We start from the raw sequence: 17,508 nt of genomic DNA, 5'->3' as shown, positions 1-17,508 counted from the left end.
GATGCGGGCCGCGAGGGTGGCGTGGCCCTGGATGTCGGTCATCCAGTTGGGGTCACGGACGGGGAGGGGCTTGCGGGGCTTGACCAGGGACAGCTTGGGGCCGGTGTACTTGCTGGTTCGCTTGCGCGGGGTACGGGCGGCGGGGGTCTTCTTCGCTGCGGCCCTCTTGGCGGGTGTGCCGGCGGGTGCGGGGGTGGTGGCGGGGGCTTTGCGTGTCCGGGTGGTCATGGCCGTTCTCCGTCCTGCGGATCGGGTGGCGTGCTGGTGGTGCTCCGCTGCTGGTGCTGGTGGATGACGATGAGGAGTGCGATGGCGGCGAGAACGGCGAGAGCAATGCCGTCCGCCCAGGTCACCCCTGGCTCACCTGCCGGGTGAGGGAGGCGAGCTTCCGCTTGATGGCGTCCAGTTCGGTCTGCGCCTGGTCGATCTGCTGCTGAAGTTCGCTGCGGGGCGCCCATCCGGCGGCGCGCAGAGCGGCCACGTACCAGCGGCGGCACCTCTCGCAGTTGGCACAGGTGCGGTCTCCGGGCTTGGTGTCGCAGTCGCCACATACAGCTCCGGCCTCGCTGAGAGCCTGGAGCGCGGTGTCGTCGGCGGTGGTGTTCCGGATCACCGGGTGGCCTCCAGCCAGGCCGCGTACTCGGTGTTGGCGATGTACCGCTTCCAGTGCTTCTCGGCTGCCAGGTCCTCGATGAAGGCGCGGTAGCCGTGCAGGTAGGCGGTGGAGAGCAGCTGGCGGGCGGTGCGGGCGGTGGTGGGGTCGGTCATCCACTCGTAGCGGTCTTCCAGGGTTTCGACGTCGGTGCCGGCCTGGTGCTCGTCGTAGGCGTCGGCGCGGCCGCGGTGGAAGTCGGGGTCGGCGGAGTCGCTGGGGAGTGCAGCGACGGTCATGAGGCTCATGGCGTGGGGGCCTTTCAGGCGGCGGGGGCGGTGGACGTCTGGACGGCGAGGTTGTTGGCGGCGCGGAGGATGCGGCCGATGACCTCGTCGACGGTGGGCGGGCGCTTCGGCTCCACGGGGCAGGCGGTGGCGGCCCAGTTGGAGACGTGCTCGATGTAGTCGGGCACCCAGGTGCCGGGCTCCATCTCGGTCTCGCACACGCTGGAGTCGAGAACCTCGGAGATGGCGCGGATGGCAGCCATGGCCGGCGAGGAGGCGCCGATGATGGCGAGGGAGGCGACCTCGTCGGTGAAGAACACGTCGGGGAGATCACCGGTGGTGGCGAGGTAGACGGCCGCGCAGATGTCCAGAGGGGCGTCCAGAGTGGCCCGGCGGCCGGTGTTGGCGGCGAACTGGGTTCCGGTGTGGAGGCCGCGGAAGCCGATAATGCGGGCTGTCTCGACGAGGATCAGGTCGGTGGCGATCATGCGGGTCTCCCCTGGTGGTTGTTCACCCGGCGGCGCGGTGTCGGCTTCACGCGCCGCCGGGAGGTCTGCGGTGGGGTCAGGCGGTTTCGCGGTGCCAGTCGGCGCAGGTGGGGCACTGGACGCGGCCGAGGTTGTAGCCCTCGCCGTGCTCGATGACGTGGGCGTCCTCGTGGTCGGCGTCGAAGATGACGGGGCAGGTGCAGGAGCAGGCGCACTTGCGGATGTCGCCCTCGGGAAGTCCGACGAGGTCGGCGATGCGTCCCATGAGCTGCGGGTAGTCGACGGGGCCGGCCTTGTCGGCGTGCCGCATCAGCCGGTCGAACTTGTCCTGCTGGGCCTCGGTGAGGGCCTTGTAGTTGGCTTCACGGCGCACGAGGGCAGCGGTCATCACGGCCACGGTGGCTCCAGGGATGGTGGAGAAGTGGTCAACAGGCCTGGTGAGAGGCGGTGTTGCCGTTCTAGTGGTTCCACCGTACTCCGCATTGCATGGCAATGCAATGCGTTGTGAGGGTTGGGTTCAAGCGGGCATGAGAAAGGCCCTGACGCGGAGAGGGCGTCAGGGCCTCACGTAAGGCCGACGGATCAGGCTCTGGCCTCGCGGGCGTCCACCCAGTCCCGGTGCACGACCAGCAGATCCGACCACGACGCGTACAGGGTGCGCCCGTGCTTCACCAGCCGAACACCTCGCGCCCTGCACTGGCGCGCGAGCGTGGTCTTGTCGATGGAGTGCCCGGTCAGACGGAGCAGCTCGACAGCGTCACCGAGGCTCGTCTCGTCCGCGGCAACGTAGGGGCTGAGCAGTGGTGCGGCCATAGCGGCCTCCCGGGGTCGGCGGCCATCGTTCGCAGCTCCGGCGGCCGAATACGGGTAGGACTCACAGAGTCCATGTGTGGGGAACGTGTGAAGTTGTGGTCCTAGCTAGACCCGTGTACCCCGGATCAGGTTGCACGTGCGCGTCGAACACTTTTCTGCCCCGCGATGTGCTCGTGCGCGAGGCGGGCCAGGGTGAAGGCGTGTGAGAAGCCGTCGCTGTCGGTGCAGTTGGCGTTGGTGCAGCGGGCGCGCTGACTGCTGCGCTCCCACATCAAACCGAAGCAGCGGCATTCGGGGCAACGGTGCGGCGGGATCACCTTGGTGTCGCCGGCGCGCAGGCAGTGTTCGAGGTACTGCCGGTACTCGATCGTCTCTGCGCGCTGCTGTGCCGCCTCGGGGGCGTGGGCGGTGTGTTCGCGGCACCAGTCGTAGACGGCGTCCGCCCGGGAGGGGGCCGGCCCGGCGTCGGGGTTGGTCTCGAGAGTGTGGTCGACGACTTCCTTGACGGAGGCGCGGATGTGGCTGAGGGTGCCGAGGCTGAGCGGGGCCGGCGCGCTGCGGCTGGCGGCATGGCCCTCGACGGGCCCGGTGACGGGGTGTTCGCGGAAGTACGTCTCGAGGTGCTTGAGTCTTGCTGCCGCGGTGTCTTGCGCTTCCCCCTGGACCATGGGCGTCCCCGTCCCCTAGTCGGCCGCCGGGGGCGCGGGACGTCCGTACTGTGTGCGGGGCGCGCGCCGGAGGCCGGATGTGTCACTCCGGGTGATTCCGGACGCCTCATGATGGCACGCGTGTGCCTGTTGTTGAACGCCCCGCGATAAAGGATCAACACTCTGTTGCGGATTTCGTACCGGCCGGGCCCGCACAGATGGCAAGAACCCCCGGCATAGTCGGACAACCCGGAAGCGGGCCGACGAGGGGCGGCGCCCGGCGGGCCGGTAGTCAGAGGAGGCCGGGGACCTTCCTCATGTCATCGACCCGGGCCGTCAGTTCGGTCAGCTGCTCACGGTCGATGACGCCCTGGGCGTGGCTGCCCTGGAGGAACCGTTCGAAGACGTCCAGGGTGCGAAGGTACGAGGCCGCGTTCTCTTTGCGGGTGAGGGACTGGCCGATCTCGATGAAGGACGTCTCGATGCTCTCTGCCCAGCCTCGTAGCGCCGGGGAGGCGTCGTCGTGCGGCCCGTCCGTGTCGTCTGGTGTGCCCATCGTTCCCCACCGCCCCTGAGCCGTGCGCAAGGCCCGCTGTTTCGGTCGTTGCCTGTTGAGGTCGATAACGGCTGCGCTGTGGGGGGCGTTCACGTGAGGTTGCTCAGGAATGGCGGGTTCTGCTGCGGACATAGGGGAGGCACCCCGTTCCTCCGGCAGATTGGGAAGGGTTTCGTGCACCCGTCGAGGTCGGCGTCCGGCGGGCCCTGGTCTCGCGGTGCGGCTGCCAGTCCACGCTCGCGAGAAGCCCACTGTGGCATCGTTTCCAGTGGGTGGGTAAGCCAGAGCAGAGTTTTCACCAGCCCGTGACCGAATCCGCTACGCGTGTGGCCCGATCTGCTACCGACGGTGCGCGTGGTGTGAAATTGCGCGTGGAATTGCATACGGCTGGGGGTGTGGGAAAGCCCCCGCACCAAGTCTCCGGGGCGGTGTTGCCGACAATGCCCAAGCGGTTGGTGGAGGGGCCGAGACCTCACGCTCACACCCACCCGGTGGGCATGCCCGTCAGTTGACGGCAGTCTAGCCAGATGACGCTGCACGCGGATAGGGATCGTTCCTACCCGCGTGCGCGGGGTGCCGGAGTGCAGGGCGGTGGGCCGCCCGGGACCGAGGGGGGACGCCGGGAGGGCTGCGAAACGGACTGGCAGTGCCCGTCCCCCGCGGCGCCCCGGAGTCATCTCCTCGGCTGGGCGGCCGGCCACCCAACGCGTGGGGGGTCGGCGCGTCCCAGCCAAATAGATGTATGCAGCCGCGGAAAGGGGTTTCACAGGGATCTCACACGATCGGGTGATCGGAAACCCCGGCAACTTGGCCATATCTGACAGCGGTTGACCAGACCCGGCCGTCGCCGCGGAGGACCGCTCCGCATGCTGCGTTCGCCTGACGTCTGCGATTCTCACCGACCAGTACTCCAGGCCGCGCTGATCGACTGGTAATTTGCTCGCCATGACACACCCTGGCGCCGAAGAAGCGCGCGAAAAGTTGCTCGTCAACCTGACGCCGGAGCTACGCAGAGACCTTCGCATCCGGGCCGCCGAACACGGCTTGAACATGCAGGACGCTGCGGCCTCCGCCATCAGCCTGTGGCTGGAGACGAAGACGGCCCCGGAAGTGGAGACTCGCGGCGCCAAGTCGTGGGGCGTCTACCTGCCTGCTGGCGGCCCGGCCCGGTTCACTCAGGAGTGCGACACCCGTAGCCTGACAAAGGTCCAGGGCATGGCCCAAGCCATCACCCTGTGGCTGAGCGCCCACCCCTCTCCCGCCGAGCGGCTCGTGTCCCAGCCCGTGAAGCGGATCCTGGTGGGCAATCAGAAGGGCGGCGTCGGCAAGACGTTCGTGGCTTCCGGACTGGCCCAGGCAATGGCCGAAGCAGGCCTACGTGTCCTCCTGGTCGACTACGACCCCCAGGGGCACCTCACCAGTCGCCTTCAGATCCCCGGCCTGCCCGAGGGCGCGGACAGCCTGCTGAAGCACATGCTCGGCGAAGCCGACAAGCACCTGGCCCGGTCCCTGGTGGCGCTGCCGCATGAGAGGTTCGGAGGGCGCCTCCACGTGCTGCCCGCATCCAAGGACGCCTTCCTCATGGACGCGAAGCTGGCACTGCTCCAGGTCGGCCGCGACACCTGCCTGGCCCGGGCGCTGGCACCTCTGGAGGACTCCTACGACGTCATCGTCCTGGATGGCCCGCCGAACCTGGGGCTGGCCATAGACCTCGCCATCAACTACGTGCAGCGCCGGCCGGGCGAACTCATCGACCACTCCGGGATCCTCATGCCGGTCTGGTCCGACCGCTCATCGTTCGACGCCTACGAGATGCTCAACGAGCAGATTGAGACCCACTGCCGTCTCACCGGCGCGGTCGTCGACCAGCTGGGCTTCGTCATCAACGCCTACGACCCCCGCAAGGGCGTCGTCACGCGCAGCTTCTACGAGGGATGGAACGACCTGACCAACCCCGGCACCCTCGCCACCATCCGCGACCTGGTCGAGGGACGTGAAGCCTCCGACTATCAGGTGCCGCTCCTCGAGCACGCCCCTGACTCCGAGCAGGCGAACGTCATGCGGAACCTGGCGAAGGAGCTTGCGGCGTGAGCAGGGGAAAGAAGGTCCCTCCGGTCATCCCGGTCATCGGGTCGGGCCAGGGCGGTGGTGACCAGTCCCGTGAAGATGAGTTGCGGCAGTGGGAGGAGAACCAGCGGCGTCAGCGTGAGCAGCAGGCCGCTGTGGCGCAGCCGGTTGTCCCGCCGCCGGCGGGGCCGCCCGCGGTAACTCCCGAATCGTCACCTGCACCTTCCGGGTCGACCGCGGTCGAAGCTGCGGCCCCAGCCGCCGTGGCCGTCCGGTCGGAGACGCCGGGCTATTTGGAGATGCCGGATTTCACCGAGCCGGACAGCAGCGACCCGGAAGAGCGACTGGAGTTCTACTCGCGCGGCATCCACGCCGTGCAGTACGCGGCCCGCGCCAATCATGAGCGTGCCGAACAGCAGCGCCTGATCGGTCTGGGGTTGCGGCTGCGGGCGGTGAAGGAGGAGGAGCTCCACAAGGCCGCCGGGTTCGACACGTTCGGGGATCTCACCGAGGCCCGCTTCGGCATCAAGAAGCACCAGGCGAACAACATCATCCGGGTTCTGGGTGTGGCGCAGGCTCTCGAGGACATCACCACTCAGGAGCTGAAGGAGCGGCCACTGCGCGTGCTGGTGCCGGTCCTGGACACCCACGGGGCGCAGGCGGTGCGGGAGACGTGGCTGGAGGCGGCCCGGCATGGCAACGTCACGGACACGGCGCTGAAGCAGGCGGCGAACTTCCTCGGCTACGCCCCGCCGAAGGAACTGCCGGCCATAACGGAGAAGCCAGAGAAGAAGGAGACCGGGAAGAACTCGGACCCTAGCCCGGGTGAGTCGCTTCGTGCGGTGGAACGGATTCGCACTCTTGCCGAGAAGGACCTGGTCCAGGCTCGGCGCGAGGCTGAGCAGTTGGAGAGCGCCGTGCGGGAGCTGCTGGAGGAACTCGCAGGCAATCTGGACCGGTAGACGCTCCGGTCGGCGACATCTCGAGGTGGTGACCAAATGGTGGTGACCATTTGGTCACCACCTACTCGTCGCTCTCTTCGTCCTCTCCTTGGTCGTCTCCCGTGTAGGGCTGGCCGTCCTGGTACGTGGGCTCTTGGAACAGCTGGTGCCGCTCCCACAGGGGCCGCGGGGTAACCGGGCGCGGGGGCGTCTTGGTGAGGACGGTGGTGGTCATGTGGCCTTCCACAGGGTGACGGCGATGGTGGGGTCGAGGATGAACGCGTTGAGCCAGGCTTGTTCCTCGTCGTCCTGCTGCTGGTGCCACTCGGGTGGGTAGGCGAGGCCGGGGATGAGGTCCAGCGGGGTGTGGTGGCAGGCGGTGAGGGCCATGGGCGGCTCCGTTCGTGCGTGGTGATCGCGACCACCGTGCACCAGATCCGCTGTGGTGTTCCCCCGGCTCAGGCGACGTCGAACGCGCGGCGCGGTGCCTGCCCGCCGCCGGCCTGCTCCTGCCGCTTCCGGGCGAGCGCCGCACGACGTACAGCTTCGTCGCGGTCGACCTGCTCGGCGGTGAGCCGGTCCAGTTCCCACTCGGCGTCCCGGTGCTCCGTCTCGGGTTGCCGGTTGGCGCGGAGGGCGGTCTCTTGCCGGGCGAGGGCTTCGGCGATGTACGGGTCTGCCGGGGTGCGGTCGGGGCGGTGGGCGTAGACGGCGTCGAGGGTGGCCCGGTAGCCGGGGTGGGCGGTCTCGCGGGTCTTCACCGGGCCGGGGGAGGGCTGCTCCGGCTCGGTGGTGTCCGCGGCCGCCGCGGTGGTGGGCTGCGCGCCGGGGGCGAGGACGCGGATGGTGCGGACTGCGGGCCGGCCGAGCTTGCCGTTGAGGTGCTTGGCGAGCTGCTGCTGGAACAGGCGGATCTGCGTGGCGTAGGCGGGGCTGGACGGCCGCAGCTCGAGGATGCCGCGTTCGGGGTCGTAGCCTACCGGCTGGACGGTGGTGGCGAGTTCGGTGGGGGCGATGGCGGCCCACTGGTCGATGAGGTTGCCGCCGTCGAGTCCGGTGTCCCAGCCCTGCGTCTCGGTGAGCTTGCCGAGGACTGCGCCGAGGCCTTGGGGGTCGCCGTGTTCGCCGCGGTGGACGCGCATGGTGCGGCGGGTCTTGCGCGGGGCCTGGGCGGGGGTGTTCTTGGCGCTGGCTCGGGCAGCGGCGAGAGCCTGGCGCGCGAGGTCAGCGCCGGATGCGGACGGTGTGCTCATCTCACGTCTCCCCGTCGAGAGCCGATGAGGGCAGGGGAGCCCAGTCGTTCGGCCACCCGTGGAAGGCGGCTTCGATCTCGGCATCCGTGGGCGGCGTGGCCTCCAGGGCGCCGGGTCCGGTGCGGTACTCCTCCGGGAGGTCCCAGAAGCCGTCGGGGCGGAGCCGGAAGCCACCCATCTCAAGGTCGACAGTGAGGATGCCGACGAGCTCCCGCAGACCGTCCAACGGGCCCTCGTCCGGGCCGCTGGCGAGGCCCGCTTCAACCTGCTGCCGGATGCTGGCCAGGGAGACGCGGGCGGGCTGGCCGTCCTCGTCGAGGGTGGCGAAAGAGCCGTCGATGATGGCCTGCCGGAACGCCTCGAGCGTCTTCTGCCAGGTGACACGGACCTGGTCTTGGCGGCGGGTGGCGAGCGCGCGGGCCTGCCGGGCCTGCTTGGCCTGGCGGCTGCTGCGGTTCTTGGTCTTCTTGGGCATGACGAGATCTCCTCAGAAGGCGGGGGCGAAGGTGTTGCGGCGGGCGTTGATGGCCTCGAGAGCGAGGGTCTGGTCGACGAGCCGGTTGCTGTAGAGGCGGCGGGTATCGCGCTCCCCGATCAGCTCCAGCGAGACGAGGATCAGGTCGGGGTCCTTCATGGCCTCCACGCGCATGGCGGCCACCTCCTGCTTGGTGAGGTCCTCGATGGCCACCGGCACCACCGTGACGGGCTCCTCCTCGACCGGGGCGAGGCGTGCCTGGATCGCGGCGAACGCTTCGTCCATGGCACGGCGGGCCGCGGGGCTCTTGGGCCCGGTGCCGAGGTCGTCGTAGCCGGTGTGGCGGTCCTTCGCGGCGGCCCGGGACTCTTCCCACATGGCGACATAGGCGGCGCGCATCGTCTTGGTCATGCCGGCCTTGCCGCGGAGCCGGTCGGCGAGCATGCCGGAGGGTCGCTTCACGCCGTAGGCGGGCATGGGGATGGATTCGGCGACGGCCTGCACTTCGCGGACGGTCCAGCCTGCGTCGGCAAACTCGGACAGCACCCAGGAGATGCGCGGTACGGAGGCTCCGTTCAGCCACGGGATGGTCGTGGTGGCTTCGCGGCCGAGCTTGTAGCGGTTGCCGACCTTGTTCAGGGTTCGCTGCCCGCGCTTGGCCTTCTTCGGGTGCTGAGACTTCTCCTGCCCGCTTGCGAGCTTGCTCTCAGGGGGGGAGTAAGTACGGTCCGCAGAAGAAGTGCCAGTAGAACCACCCTGCATTGGGGTGCAACGCCGTTCGGCCGAAGAAGACTTGCGGCGGGGGCGGCGGCGTGCCTTCCGGGCGGCCTTCTTCGCGAGCTTCCCGAGCGTGCTGCGGTGCTCTTCGGCGGCTCCGACGGGGCGGCGCGTTGCACCCTCGCCGATGGTGCGGATGCCGAGGGCCTCGTCGAAGACGGCGGGGATGGTGCGCTCGAAGACGGAGGCCCGGCCACCCTCGCCGCGGACCCTGGTGCCCTTGGAGCGGTACACGAGGAGTCCGGCTTCACGGAGCATGCCGAGGTGGTACTGGACGGTGCGCTCGGACACCTTCAGCTTGCGGGCGAGGTAGTCGACACCCGGCCGGCACTCCTTGAGGGCGGAGATTTCCTGGGCGAGGGCGATGGTGGTGGGCCCGAACTTGGGGCCGTCGTTGCGGGCCGGGGTGTAGAGGCCGGAGCCGGCGATCCAGTGGACGGCTTGCATCCAGGAGTGCGGGCAGGTGGTGATGCGGCCGCTGGTGGTGTCCAGCCACTGCTGCGTGTGGGGCACGGTGAGACGCGTCTGGGGGCACTGGGTGCCGCCCGGAAGGGGGGAGATAAGCCGCGAATCGCTCGACGCGGGATTGCCAAGCTGACAAGAAGGGGTGCGCTGAGGCACTATGTACCTGCTTCCGGTACTGCCAGAGGCACAAAAGGGCCCCCGACTCGGGTGGTCTGCGGTTCGCCAGAACCTGAAGTTCGCTCCGGGATTCCGGAGCCTTAGCTCGAAGCGCCAACTTCGAGCCGTGGTACGAGGCCGCGCACGGTGCGCCAACACCAGCGGCCAGGCGGTAGAGGATGTGGCCCCCGCCAAGGGGCCCGGTAACCTCCCGCCAGGAAGCGCCTACGTCATCTCGTCTCCATCGCTCGGTGGGGTCTGCCCCGGTGCGGTCGCCACGACCATGTACGTGGTCGTCTCAGCAACAACGCGCATCGGGCGGTCAGGGAAGCGGGCCTTCAACCGCGACATGCGCTGCTCGGCCGCGCGGATCGTCTCCTGGGGGCTGGAGACCATGACCCACTCGCCGAACTCCTCCCAGCCTTCGACCCGGTAAACCTGCTTGGTGCGGTCCCGGAGCCAACCGGGGCAGGTGGTGGGGTCGGCTGCGAACGTCGCGTCGTCGCAGAACTCGCAGCAGTCGCCGGGGCGGTGCTGGGTGGGGTCGACGGCAGGGGCCGAGGGCTGCTCGGCCGGGCTGCTCATCGTGTGGGGTAGGTAGAGGGGACAGGGGCCGCGTTCGTCGGCGGTGTGATCTTCACGCCGGAAATGCGGGTCAACCTGTCTACGGGGTCGGGTCCCCGGGTACTCTGTGCCACGTCGGTACCTTCATTCGTTCGCGCGGTGAGTGCCGACAGCCCTCGCGTTCCGGCTTCGCAAACCGGGACTGCCACCACGGTGGCAGCGGGGGCTTCCGACGTTTCTGAGCGACATCCGCGCGGCCTCGCAACTGACTGCACGTCTGACGCAAGGCTCAGCCTACCGGTTGACCACTGCATCTGTCCCAGGTCCTTCCCCACGTGTCCCACGTTCTGCTAATCACACGAACCGTGACGAACCGTCAGCGCTCCCGCGCCGTCTCGCCGTCCGCCGGATGCACCCCAACCTCCGGAGCCACCAACCGCCGAGACCGCTGCACCGACTGACCCATCGCATGGAAGGCCGCGCCCTCGAGCGCCCCCGCTATCCGATCCATCTCGTCCCGGTACAGCCGCGGCGACGCCGACCGGCGCCCCGCATGCAGACCCACCGCCAGAGCCCGATCCCAGATCTCCTGCACCACCGCAGGGTCGACGTCCGGGAACAGGTCCACCGCCAGCTTCTCCGGACGGCCCACCGTCTCCAGCTGCCCGTTGGCAATGAGCCCCGCCAGGAACGCGCCCGACGACATCGCCCTCCCGGCCAGAACCGCATCCGTCTGCATCGCCACGAACGCGGCGTCGCCCTGAGCGCCCTCAGCGGCGCCGGGGTTGGGGATCTCGATGGTCATACAGCGGCCTCCAGGCGGCGATTGGCGGGGAACAGAGGAATCACACGAGCAAGCCCCGGGGCAGGCTGAGGAGCGTTCAGAGCGTCGTCCAGCGTCGGCACCGGAGCAGCAACCCGCGCACGGACGCGAGCGCGACGGCGCACAGACCGACGACGCCGGCGGGCAACTGGCGCCTTGGCGACGGCCTGGCCACCCCACAGCCCCAGCTGCGTCGGCTCGGCGGGCACGGTGGTCTTCGTCGGCGGCGGCACCGCCGGCACCGTCCCGTCATCCGCCACAACGTCCAGGCCCTCGAGGAGACCCCGCTCCCGCGCAGCAGCCAGAGCCCGCATCCGCGAGACGCCCTTCGGCAGACCCAACAGGCGTACCAGCGACGACCGCTGCCAGTTCGCCGTGCGGACGTCCACGCCCGCGGCGGCCGCCACCTCGAACGGATCCCAGCACCCGGCCAGCGCCCTCAACACGGCCTGCTTCTGCGCCGTCTGGAACTGGCGGTCCGGAGCCGCCACCGCGGCGACACGCTGCCGGATGAGTGCCTTGTGCCGCTCCAGCGACCGCCGGCCACCCCACACCCCGTCCGGCTCCGCCAGCTTGCCGTCCCCGTCCACCGACGAGGCGTACCGGTCGCACGCCACCATCACCGGACAGTTCAGGCACACCTCGATGGCCTTCTCCTCCCGGGTCCGGCGCTCCTTCTGCCCCTCCGGCGCGAACGCGTCCGGCCCGTGGTGCGCACCCACATGCAGCGACGGATCCCCCGCCATCCGCATCGGATCATCCGGATGCGGCGCACACCCCCGATACCGGAAGAACCGATGCTCCAGCCACTCCTTACGCAGCTGCGCCGAACTCTTCACTGTCGTCTGCTCGGTCATCGTGGGCCTCCTTCCAGGGGCGCGGATATGGGATCGGAACGGACAACGTCATCGGGATCGGGCGCCAGGCCCACCGGCCCGGGCGCCGGCTCGAACAGCAGCGGATCTAAACGACGCCGGAACCGGGCGACCTCGGCACGCAGCGCCGCGTTGTCCGCATACACGCGGCCAGCCATCAACCGCTCCGACACAGCCACACGACGCAACCGGCGCTCCCGCTCACGAAGCAGCACACAAACGGCAACCGCCGCGGCGAGTGCCGCGGCGGCCGACAAGACTTGAGCTCGAGCGCTCACAGCACTCACCTCCATAGGCGGGGGAAGGGACAGACAGGGTCAGGACTTGTACAGCGAGCTGGCTCTCGCGGCCACGCTCTCCGCGGACTCCGCAGCGTCCAGGGCGGCGTTGTCGTACGCCTCCTGCTCCGCCGCAGACATCTCCCGCCACGACGCCAGCACCTCCGGCCGGCGCGAGTACGACGTCGGGTTACGGCGCTCCCGGAGCAACGTCGACCACAGACCGACAGCAGCAACCAGGTAGATCAGGGGCAGCGCGACCCCCAGCACGACGGAAGAAGACATGACGAAACCTCGATTCGGCCCTCCGGCCGGTTGGGGTGAGGTGATGCGATGCCCCAGGACGGGGACTTGAAGGAGGCGCAGAGCCTCCAAGGGCCCGCACAATGGCGGGCCCGGGGTGGTTCAGGCGGCAGCCTCGAAGCCGGCTGTCGTTGTGCCGCGGTCCTGAGGGCTGTGGAGGACGGCCCTCAGCCTGGCTCCGATCCAAGCACCGACCTGTGGGGAGACAGCGTTCCCGAAGCCGTCCACCTGGTTCCGGGGGGAGCCCCAGACGGTGAAGGTGCCGTTGTGGCCGGGGAAGTCGACGTCGAAGCCGCAGCCGCGGCCTATCTCGTACTCCCGCATCATCCGGTAGTAGCAGTCCTCGAGCGGAAGCTCCGACAGAGTCGCCCGCCACAGGGCCGAGAGCTGCGCTTCAACCACGTTGGGGCCGACCGTCGCCGCTGCCGACAGCAGACCCGGAATCTGGTCCGAGGTGAATGTCGGCATCGCCTCATCGTGCACCACGGGCAGCGTGTTCTTCCGGTAGGGGATGACTCCGGAGGACACCACCGCGAGGGTCTCCGAGGCGACCTGGGTGGGCAACGGCTCACCGGCACCGCGCGGGCCGCCCTGAAAGTTGTCCACGGCCAGCGCCACTGCGGGCTGAGCCCACAACTGCTGTGCAACCGGCCCGGTCGACAGGACCGCCGTCTCCTGCTGACTGGTCTGCGTCGCCATCGGCTGCAACAGAAGCCGCTCCGAACCGTGCACACCCTTCGCAGGCATGAGGATCGCCGGGAAGTCAGCAAACCGCTGACGACACCGCCCGATACGAGCCATCGTCGACGCAACGAACGGCCCGGTGCTGCCATCCCTCTGCTTGCGGACCGGCCGGTCCCCGATCCGGGTACCGAGGTCGCTCAGATCGAGCGCGGCCAGCGACGGCGTCATCGGCGGCACGACCTCACGGCGACAGCTGGGACACCGATAGTCATACTGCTTGCCATAGCTCACCGACCCGCTTTCCGGGATCCCCGTGCGCCACGTCCATACCGCCTCGACATCCTTGTCGCAGCCGTGGCATCTCGACACTGGCCGGTGCTCAAGGTCCGGCATCGGAAGGGACTTGTGGACGAACGCCCAATAGCCCCTATTCCGCGACTGCGGGACACCGAAGAACATCGAGTTCAGGTACAGCACCTTGACCCGGTAGCCCAGCAAGTCGAACTGCTTCAGCCACCACCGATACGTACTCCCGTCGCCGACCTTCTTACGCCCGGGAAGCGCCGGCCCCCACGACTGCAACTCCGTGGTGCACTCGACGAGGATCAGTCGCGGGCGATGCTGAGCGGCGTAGTGCAAGACGCAGTTCGCGGTCGCCCGGTCCCGCTCTGACTTTGTCACCCGCGCCTCGTAGTCGGGGTCCTCCAGCTCGAACAGACCCACGCCCTGCTCATATGCCTTGATCGTGTTCGCCTGCGAGTGGTTCACGCAGCTCACGCCCGCGACCAGCAGGTCGGCAGCGGGGAGGTCCCGAGCGGAGTGGTAGTCCGACGCCTCGGGGTCGACCAGGTCGGCGATCCAGTGCTCAGCCTGCGGATGGTTCGCCTCGTGGACCTCGACCTTGTAGGCGTTGTGGTTCGCGGCCATGATCGTGGTGAACCCGGCGTCTTCTATGCCCTTGGTCAGGCCACCGAACCCGCTGAAGAGGTCGACAGCGACCAGGTCGTCGTGCTGGAACCTGCGGCGCCTGGTAGCCGGCCGATGCGTGGCCGTGCGGGGCTTCTTCTTGGACGCGACGGCCATCAGGCGGCACTCCCTTCCGTGGTGCCGCCCTGAGCGGCCAGCCGCATCTGCTTGCCCCGCTCCTGGATCCGCTCCCCAAGCGTCGTCGGAGCACCCTCAGGCGTCAGCATCGGAGCACCCTCCAGACGACGCGCACGCACCTTCCGCATCAGCGCACCCAGGTCCTCGAACGTGGCGTCGGCCCGGTTCGCCTCCGTGATGAGGTCCTCCACCGGCTCCACCGCCGTACCGTCCTCCAGCCACGCCTTGATCTGCTGACCGAACTCGATACCCGGCTGCCGCACCACCGCACCCGTCAACGGCCGCGCACGAGACTTCGTGACCACCAGCGTGTTCTCCCAGTCCATCGAGCCGACAATGTCGAACTCGTACTCCAGGCCCTCACGCTGCTCCGGCTTCATCCCGACCTTCTTCGGGACCTGCTTGCCGCGGTCGTTGGTCTCCAGCACGTAGTCGGTCTTCGCCCGCATCGTCACGATGACGTGCCCGGGATAGGCCACCAGCGCCTCGATCATGCGGCGCTCCATCGGCCGGGCTTCCTTCCACCCGCCGAAGCTGTTCCCGCCGAAGCCCTTCTTCGCCGCGTTGTCGACCTGCTCCAGCATGCCGCCGGAGCCGGACCAGAAGTGCGACAGGGAGTCGACGATGACGACGTCGTACCCAGCCGACCCGGCAGCCGCCAAAGCCTCCACCAGATCGTCCGGGGAGAAGTACGCGAGCTCCAGCACGTCGAAGGCGAACTCGTTGGCGTACTTCCGGGCTGAGCCGCGCTCGGTGTCGATGACCGCGATGCGGGAGCCGAGCGCTGTGGCGATCGTCAGCGCCGTGTACGTCTTGCCCGACCCGGAAGGCCCATCCAGGGCGACGCGGGCCTTGGACTGCTCCTTGGTGGCGGGGGCGAACTGAAAACGGGTGTGCGAGGTCCGGCCGCCCGCGCTCTGCGCGGCAGCCTGCGTGGCTTGCGCCATCAGGTCTCCTATGAGGTTGTGCTCAGTGGTGGTGTGCGGGCAGAAGGGCCGTACTGGTGTCGGCATCCAGGCCGGCCCGCCCGCGAAACGCCTACTCGGTCGAGGCGGACGTGAACTTCTCGACGAACCAGGCCTTCAGCACGTGCGACGTGAGCGGCGCCCAGTCCAGGACCCCGTCCTCCTTCAACTTCGCCCCGTGCTCGTCGACCCGCTTGCGCAGCTCGGCGTTGACCCGGACGTTCAGCATCGCCTGCGGGCTACCCGACACACGGGCCGCACCCTGCTCCGGCACGAACTTGCCGTCCAGGAACGCGTTCAACGCCGTCACAGCCTGCGCCGTCAACGACTTCCCCGCGGCCTTCGCGCCGGCCTTGATCTCATCGCGCAGCGCCAGCGGCATCCGCAGAGCCAGGTTCGGGTTCTCCTCCGCCGCACCCTTCCAGCGCAGCCGGTTCACGAAGTTCGCGCCCTCGTCGGTCAGTACGAAGTCGACAGCCTCCGCAAGCTTGGGGGCGCCGGTCTCACGCAGGTGGGCGGACGCCTGCTGGAGAAGCTCGACTCGGTTCTGGTCCTGGCGGCTGAGCGGCACGGGACGGGGTCCTCTCGACGGGCGCGGCCCGTTCCGAGGGTGTCCGGGCGGGCGCGTGGGGGCATGTCGCACGCCAGTCTCCTCCAATCTGCATTGCAACGCCATGCCATACAGGCGCGGCGGCCGGGACGGGATGCCCCTTGGCTGAACACAACAGTACGCCACTCCGTATTGCATTGCAATGCACACTCGGCTACGGTGGAACCACCGCACCAACAGGGGGAGCCCACCGTGAAGCTGACCGGCCGCCAGACGCAGACCAAGACCCTCGCCGACCTGTACCGCAGCATCGACAAGGCCACGTGCGTCACGATCACCTACCGCGACGCCGACGGCACCGAGACCATCCGCACTGTGGAGCCGTGGGAGCTGCGCACCACCAAGTCCGGCCGCATCCAGCTCCGCGCTGGCTGCCGACTCCGGGGCGACGCCCGCTCCTTCTACGTCGACCAGATCGTCAGCTACACGGTCCACAGGATCGGCTTCGTCCTGGAGCGGCCGGAGGCAACGACCCCCGCCGCACGCGGCATCGTGGTCCGCAGCGCCGCACAGCTCATCGCCCGCGAACTCGGACGCGACTACCTCCCCACCCGCCGACTCGTCCGCACGGACACCGACCTCGCCGCCTAGGAGGCAGCCATGAAGAACGCGACCGAGCCCAAGGCCCCCCGGCCCATCTACCTCTCCACCGACTGCCGCTGCGGCCACACCTACAACTGGCACATCCCCGGCAATGTCTGCCAGGTCCCCAAGTGCGCGTGCAAGAAGATGGACCCGCGCGACACCAACTGACCCCGGATACAACAAAGGCCACCTCCGAACCGGGGGTGGCCACTCACACTGATCGCGCAAGGCGAAGCCTACTAAATCATCGCTGCGGAACACCAGACCTCGCACGGATCACACTGAACTCATGGCCTCACAGCAGCAGGAACCCCTCACCGGACCCGTACCGGGAGAACGCCGACGCGTGTGGTGCCGCGGGGTCGGCTGCCATCACCAGCTGCACACCGCAGAGTCGCGGCGCCGCGGATATGGACCGGTCTGCGATCCCGACTACCGCACCCCCGACCCGGACCACCACGTCGACCAGGACGCCATACCCGGCCTGTAGAGAGGAGCATCGTGCACGTGACCGCTGAACCGGCTGGCCTTCTGGGGGACCACCAGATGGTCGCGGTGCGCCAGGACGACATCGTGCGGAACTGGCGGTGCACTGCGTGTGGGGTGACTGCCGAGCACTGGTTCAACGCGCAGTCCCGGTACGAGACCAGGCGGTGGATCGACTGGAAGGCCCCTGACGGGCGTACCTGGTACACGGATTCCCGCAACGGCTATAGCGATCCGCCGGCCTGTCCTCTGCCCGGTATCCCCGCCGTGTGTCCGTGGGAGACGCCTTTCGTCCAGCGTTACCGAGGGGCGTGGGGTGATGTCCATCTTGATACTGCGATGCGCACCTGGTGCGAGCGGCACCAGCAGGCGGTCAGTGAGTGCACTGATCCCGGCCCGTACTGCCCGGGGCGGATGGCGCACGAGGACGGCGAAGATGGGCGCCCTGGGCCGTGCACGGGTCGGGAAGAGTCCTGCCGCTGTATGTGCCCGGCCTGCTGTGGCGACACCCCGGACGTATGGGGATACGACGGCGACTACTGACACGCCGCTCGGGAGCGGAGGGAACAGCTCGCCCATTCCGTCATAGCGTGCTCTCAGCACCACTGGGAAGGCCGACCAGGGCCCTGCCCTATCTGGAACGTGATCTTTCAGTAAAACCTCGGGAGACCCCCACCCCCGGCAGCCCGTTGTGGTACGGAGCGCGGCCACCCC

At 68.7% G+C, this 17,508-nt stretch carries 24 protein-coding genes and 1 pseudogene; 5 read left to right on the top strand and 20 right to left on the bottom strand.

Features of this window, described 5'->3' with window-relative positions; all coding sequences use genetic code 11:
• The 8 genes and pseudogenes from CCL05_RS43940 to CCL05_RS14810 form a co-directional block, all read right to left on the bottom strand.
• Nucleotides 1–228: pseudogene (locus CCL05_RS43940) on the bottom strand (hypothetical protein); the annotation flags it as partial.
• A 121-nt stretch (nt 229–349) separates the two neighbouring features.
• Nucleotides 350–613: a DUF5320 domain-containing protein gene (locus CCL05_RS14840; protein WP_086560980.1), complete on the bottom strand. Its 264-nt coding sequence runs from the start codon at nt 611–613 to the stop codon at nt 350–352.
• Nucleotides 610–891, bottom strand: coding sequence for a hypothetical protein (locus CCL05_RS14835; protein WP_086560979.1), 282 nt, complete (start codon nt 889–891; stop codon nt 610–612). Before CCL05_RS14835 ends, CCL05_RS14840 begins: the two co-directional genes overlap by 4 nt.
• A 23-nt stretch (nt 892–914) precedes the next feature.
• On the bottom strand, nt 915–1,367 hold the full coding sequence (locus CCL05_RS14830) for a hypothetical protein (RefSeq protein ID WP_086560978.1): 453 nt from the start codon (nt 1,365–1,367) through the stop codon (nt 915–917).
• 76 nt (nt 1,368–1,443) lie between these two features.
• The gene (locus CCL05_RS44500; protein ID WP_143589889.1) at nt 1,444–1,755 is read right to left on the bottom strand and encodes a hypothetical protein; all 312 of its coding nucleotides are present in this window, start codon (nt 1,753–1,755) and stop codon (nt 1,444–1,446) included.
• Nucleotides 1,756–1,949: 194 nt separating this feature from the next.
• Nucleotides 1,950–2,180, bottom strand: coding sequence for a hypothetical protein (locus tag CCL05_RS14820; protein WP_086560976.1), 231 nt, complete (start codon nt 2,178–2,180; stop codon nt 1,950–1,952).
• Between the two features lie 125 nt (nt 2,181–2,305).
• Entirely contained in the window at nt 2,306–2,848 is a 543-nt protein-coding gene (locus CCL05_RS14815) for a hypothetical protein (protein WP_086560975.1), read from the bottom strand.
• A gap of 271 nt (nt 2,849–3,119) precedes the next feature.
• A complete protein-coding gene (locus tag CCL05_RS14810) occupies nt 3,120–3,383 on the bottom strand; it encodes a hypothetical protein (RefSeq protein ID WP_086560974.1) in 264 nt (87 codons plus the stop codon).
• A 1,050-nt stretch (nt 3,384–4,433) separates the two neighbouring features.
• On the opposite strand from CCL05_RS14810, the gene CCL05_RS14805 reads away from it, so the two are divergent.
• Complete coding sequence (locus tag CCL05_RS14805; protein WP_244204276.1) at nt 4,434–5,474, top strand: ParA family protein; 1,041 nt, start codon at nt 4,434–4,436, stop codon at nt 5,472–5,474.
• A 275-nt stretch (nt 5,475–5,749) separates the two neighbouring features.
• Nucleotides 5,750–6,412: a hypothetical protein gene (locus tag CCL05_RS14800; protein WP_143589888.1), complete on the top strand. Its 663-nt coding sequence runs from the start codon at nt 5,750–5,752 to the stop codon at nt 6,410–6,412.
• A 61-nt stretch (nt 6,413–6,473) separates the two neighbouring features.
• On the opposite strand, the gene CCL05_RS44810 is transcribed toward CCL05_RS14800, so the two are convergent.
• The 12 genes from CCL05_RS44810 to CCL05_RS43935 all read right to left on the bottom strand — a co-directional run bounded on the left by CCL05_RS44810 (nt 6,474) and on the right by CCL05_RS43935 (nt 15,684).
• Nucleotides 6,474–6,626: a hypothetical protein gene (locus CCL05_RS44810; RefSeq protein ID WP_158102456.1), complete on the bottom strand. Its 153-nt coding sequence runs from the start codon at nt 6,624–6,626 to the stop codon at nt 6,474–6,476.
• A complete protein-coding gene (locus tag CCL05_RS44805; protein ID WP_158102455.1) occupies nt 6,623–6,781 on the bottom strand; it encodes a hypothetical protein in 159 nt (52 codons plus the stop codon). The genes CCL05_RS44810 and CCL05_RS44805 overlap by 4 nt, the downstream gene beginning before the upstream one ends.
• 68 nt (nt 6,782–6,849) lie before the next feature.
• Nucleotides 6,850–7,644 (bottom strand): DciA family protein, encoded by a 795-nt coding sequence (locus CCL05_RS14795; RefSeq protein WP_158102454.1) that lies wholly within the window; start codon nt 7,642–7,644, stop codon nt 6,850–6,852.
• A 1-nt stretch (nt 7,645) separates the two neighbouring features.
• Entirely contained in the window at nt 7,646–8,119 is a 474-nt protein-coding gene (locus CCL05_RS14790; protein WP_086560970.1) for a hypothetical protein, read from the bottom strand.
• Nucleotides 8,120–8,131: 12 nt separating this feature from the next.
• Nucleotides 8,132–9,409, bottom strand: a complete 1,278-nt coding sequence (locus CCL05_RS14785) for a helix-turn-helix domain-containing protein (protein WP_086560969.1) — start codon at nt 9,407–9,409, stop codon at nt 8,132–8,134.
• A gap of 333 nt (nt 9,410–9,742) precedes the next feature.
• Complete coding sequence (locus tag CCL05_RS14780) at nt 9,743–10,102, bottom strand: hypothetical protein (RefSeq protein ID WP_086560968.1); 360 nt, start codon at nt 10,100–10,102, stop codon at nt 9,743–9,745.
• A gap of 355 nt (nt 10,103–10,457) precedes the next feature.
• The gene (locus tag CCL05_RS14775; protein WP_086560967.1) at nt 10,458–10,886 is read right to left on the bottom strand and encodes a hypothetical protein; all 429 of its coding nucleotides are present in this window, start codon (nt 10,884–10,886) and stop codon (nt 10,458–10,460) included.
• Entirely contained in the window at nt 10,883–11,761 is an 879-nt protein-coding gene (locus CCL05_RS14770) for a WhiB family transcriptional regulator (RefSeq protein WP_086560966.1), read from the bottom strand. The genes CCL05_RS14775 and CCL05_RS14770 overlap by 4 nt, the downstream gene beginning before the upstream one ends.
• Nucleotides 11,762–12,096: 335 nt before the next feature.
• Nucleotides 12,097–12,342, bottom strand: coding sequence for a hypothetical protein (locus CCL05_RS14765; RefSeq protein WP_086560965.1), 246 nt, complete (start codon nt 12,340–12,342; stop codon nt 12,097–12,099).
• Between the two features lie 120 nt (nt 12,343–12,462).
• Nucleotides 12,463–14,127: a DNA cytosine methyltransferase gene (locus tag CCL05_RS14760; RefSeq protein ID WP_086560964.1), complete on the bottom strand. Its 1,665-nt coding sequence runs from the start codon at nt 14,125–14,127 to the stop codon at nt 12,463–12,465.
• Nucleotides 14,127–15,095, bottom strand: a complete 969-nt coding sequence (locus tag CCL05_RS14755) for an ATP-binding protein (RefSeq protein ID WP_086560963.1) — start codon at nt 15,093–15,095, stop codon at nt 14,127–14,129. The genes CCL05_RS14760 and CCL05_RS14755 overlap by 1 nt, the downstream gene beginning before the upstream one ends.
• A 91-nt stretch (nt 15,096–15,186) precedes the next feature.
• A complete protein-coding gene (locus CCL05_RS43935) occupies nt 15,187–15,684 on the bottom strand; it encodes a hypothetical protein (RefSeq protein ID WP_107400461.1) in 498 nt (165 codons plus the stop codon).
• A 231-nt stretch (nt 15,685–15,915) separates the two neighbouring features.
• On the opposite strand from CCL05_RS43935, the gene CCL05_RS43930 reads away from it, so the two are divergent.
• The 3 genes from CCL05_RS43930 (at nt 15,916) to CCL05_RS44495 (ending at nt 16,798) form a co-directional block, all read left to right on the top strand.
• Nucleotides 15,916–16,314, top strand: coding sequence for a WYL domain-containing protein (locus CCL05_RS43930; RefSeq protein ID WP_158102453.1), 399 nt, complete (start codon nt 15,916–15,918; stop codon nt 16,312–16,314).
• Nucleotides 16,315–16,323: 9 nt separating this feature from the next.
• Nucleotides 16,324–16,476 carry a hypothetical protein gene (locus CCL05_RS44800; protein ID WP_158102452.1) on the top strand — a complete coding sequence of 51 codons (153 nt, stop codon included), beginning with the start codon at nt 16,324–16,326 and terminating at the stop codon, nt 16,474–16,476.
• 121 nt (nt 16,477–16,597) lie between these two features.
• A complete protein-coding gene (locus CCL05_RS44495; protein WP_143589887.1) occupies nt 16,598–16,798 on the top strand; it encodes a DUF6011 domain-containing protein in 201 nt (66 codons plus the stop codon).
• Nucleotides 16,799–17,508 lie beyond the last annotated feature (710 nt).

The sequence above is a fragment of the Streptomyces africanus genome (genome assembly GCF_002150735.1).
GTDB classification, from domain to species: domain Bacteria; phylum Actinomycetota; class Actinomycetes; order Streptomycetales; family Streptomycetaceae; genus Streptomyces; species Streptomyces africanus.
This window is presented reverse-complemented; position numbering and strand designations above follow the sequence as displayed.

Coding starts and splice junctions, on each gene's coding strand:
- CCL05_RS14800 (WP_143589888.1), top strand. CDS start 5,750: ATGCCGGATTTCACCGAGCCGGACAGCAGCGACCCGGAAGAGCGACTG.
- CCL05_RS14820 (WP_086560976.1), bottom strand. CDS start 2,180: ATGGCCGCACCACTGCTCAGCCCCTACGTTGCCGCGGACGAGACGAGC.
- CCL05_RS14795 (WP_158102454.1), bottom strand. CDS start 7,644: ATGAGCACACCGTCCGCATCCGGCGCTGACCTCGCGCGCCAGGCTCTC.
- CCL05_RS14755 (WP_086560963.1), bottom strand. CDS start 15,095: ATGGCGCAAGCCACGCAGGCTGCCGCGCAGAGCGCGGGCGGCCGGACC.
- CCL05_RS14810 (WP_086560974.1), bottom strand. CDS start 3,383: ATGGGCACACCAGACGACACGGACGGGCCGCACGACGACGCCTCCCCG.
- CCL05_RS14775 (WP_086560967.1), bottom strand. CDS start 10,886: ATGACCATCGAGATCCCCAACCCCGGCGCCGCTGAGGGCGCTCAGGGC.
- CCL05_RS14765 (WP_086560965.1), bottom strand. CDS start 12,342: ATGTCTTCTTCCGTCGTGCTGGGGGTCGCGCTGCCCCTGATCTACCTG.
- CCL05_RS14830 (WP_086560978.1), bottom strand. CDS start 1,367: ATGATCGCCACCGACCTGATCCTCGTCGAGACAGCCCGCATTATCGGC.
- CCL05_RS44495 (WP_143589887.1), top strand. CDS start 16,598: ATGGCCTCACAGCAGCAGGAACCCCTCACCGGACCCGTACCGGGAGAA.
- CCL05_RS44805 (WP_158102455.1), bottom strand. CDS start 6,781: ATGGCCCTCACCGCCTGCCACCACACCCCGCTGGACCTCATCCCCGGC.
- CCL05_RS14815 (WP_086560975.1), bottom strand. CDS start 2,848: ATGGTCCAGGGGGAAGCGCAAGACACCGCGGCAGCAAGACTCAAGCAC.
- CCL05_RS14790 (WP_086560970.1), bottom strand. CDS start 8,119: ATGCCCAAGAAGACCAAGAACCGCAGCAGCCGCCAGGCCAAGCAGGCC.
- CCL05_RS14835 (WP_086560979.1), bottom strand. CDS start 891: ATGACCGTCGCTGCACTCCCCAGCGACTCCGCCGACCCCGACTTCCAC.
- CCL05_RS14780 (WP_086560968.1), bottom strand. CDS start 10,102: ATGAGCAGCCCGGCCGAGCAGCCCTCGGCCCCTGCCGTCGACCCCACC.
- CCL05_RS14805 (WP_244204276.1), top strand. CDS start 4,434: ATGCAGGACGCTGCGGCCTCCGCCATCAGCCTGTGGCTGGAGACGAAG.
- CCL05_RS44500 (WP_143589889.1), bottom strand. CDS start 1,755: ATGACCGCTGCCCTCGTGCGCCGTGAAGCCAACTACAAGGCCCTCACC.
- CCL05_RS14760 (WP_086560964.1), bottom strand. CDS start 14,127: ATGGCCGTCGCGTCCAAGAAGAAGCCCCGCACGGCCACGCATCGGCCG.
- CCL05_RS14770 (WP_086560966.1), bottom strand. CDS start 11,761: ATGACCGAGCAGACGACAGTGAAGAGTTCGGCGCAGCTGCGTAAGGAG.
- CCL05_RS44800 (WP_158102452.1), top strand. CDS start 16,324: ATGAAGAACGCGACCGAGCCCAAGGCCCCCCGGCCCATCTACCTCTCC.
- CCL05_RS44810 (WP_158102456.1), bottom strand. CDS start 6,626: ATGACCACCACCGTCCTCACCAAGACGCCCCCGCGCCCGGTTACCCCG.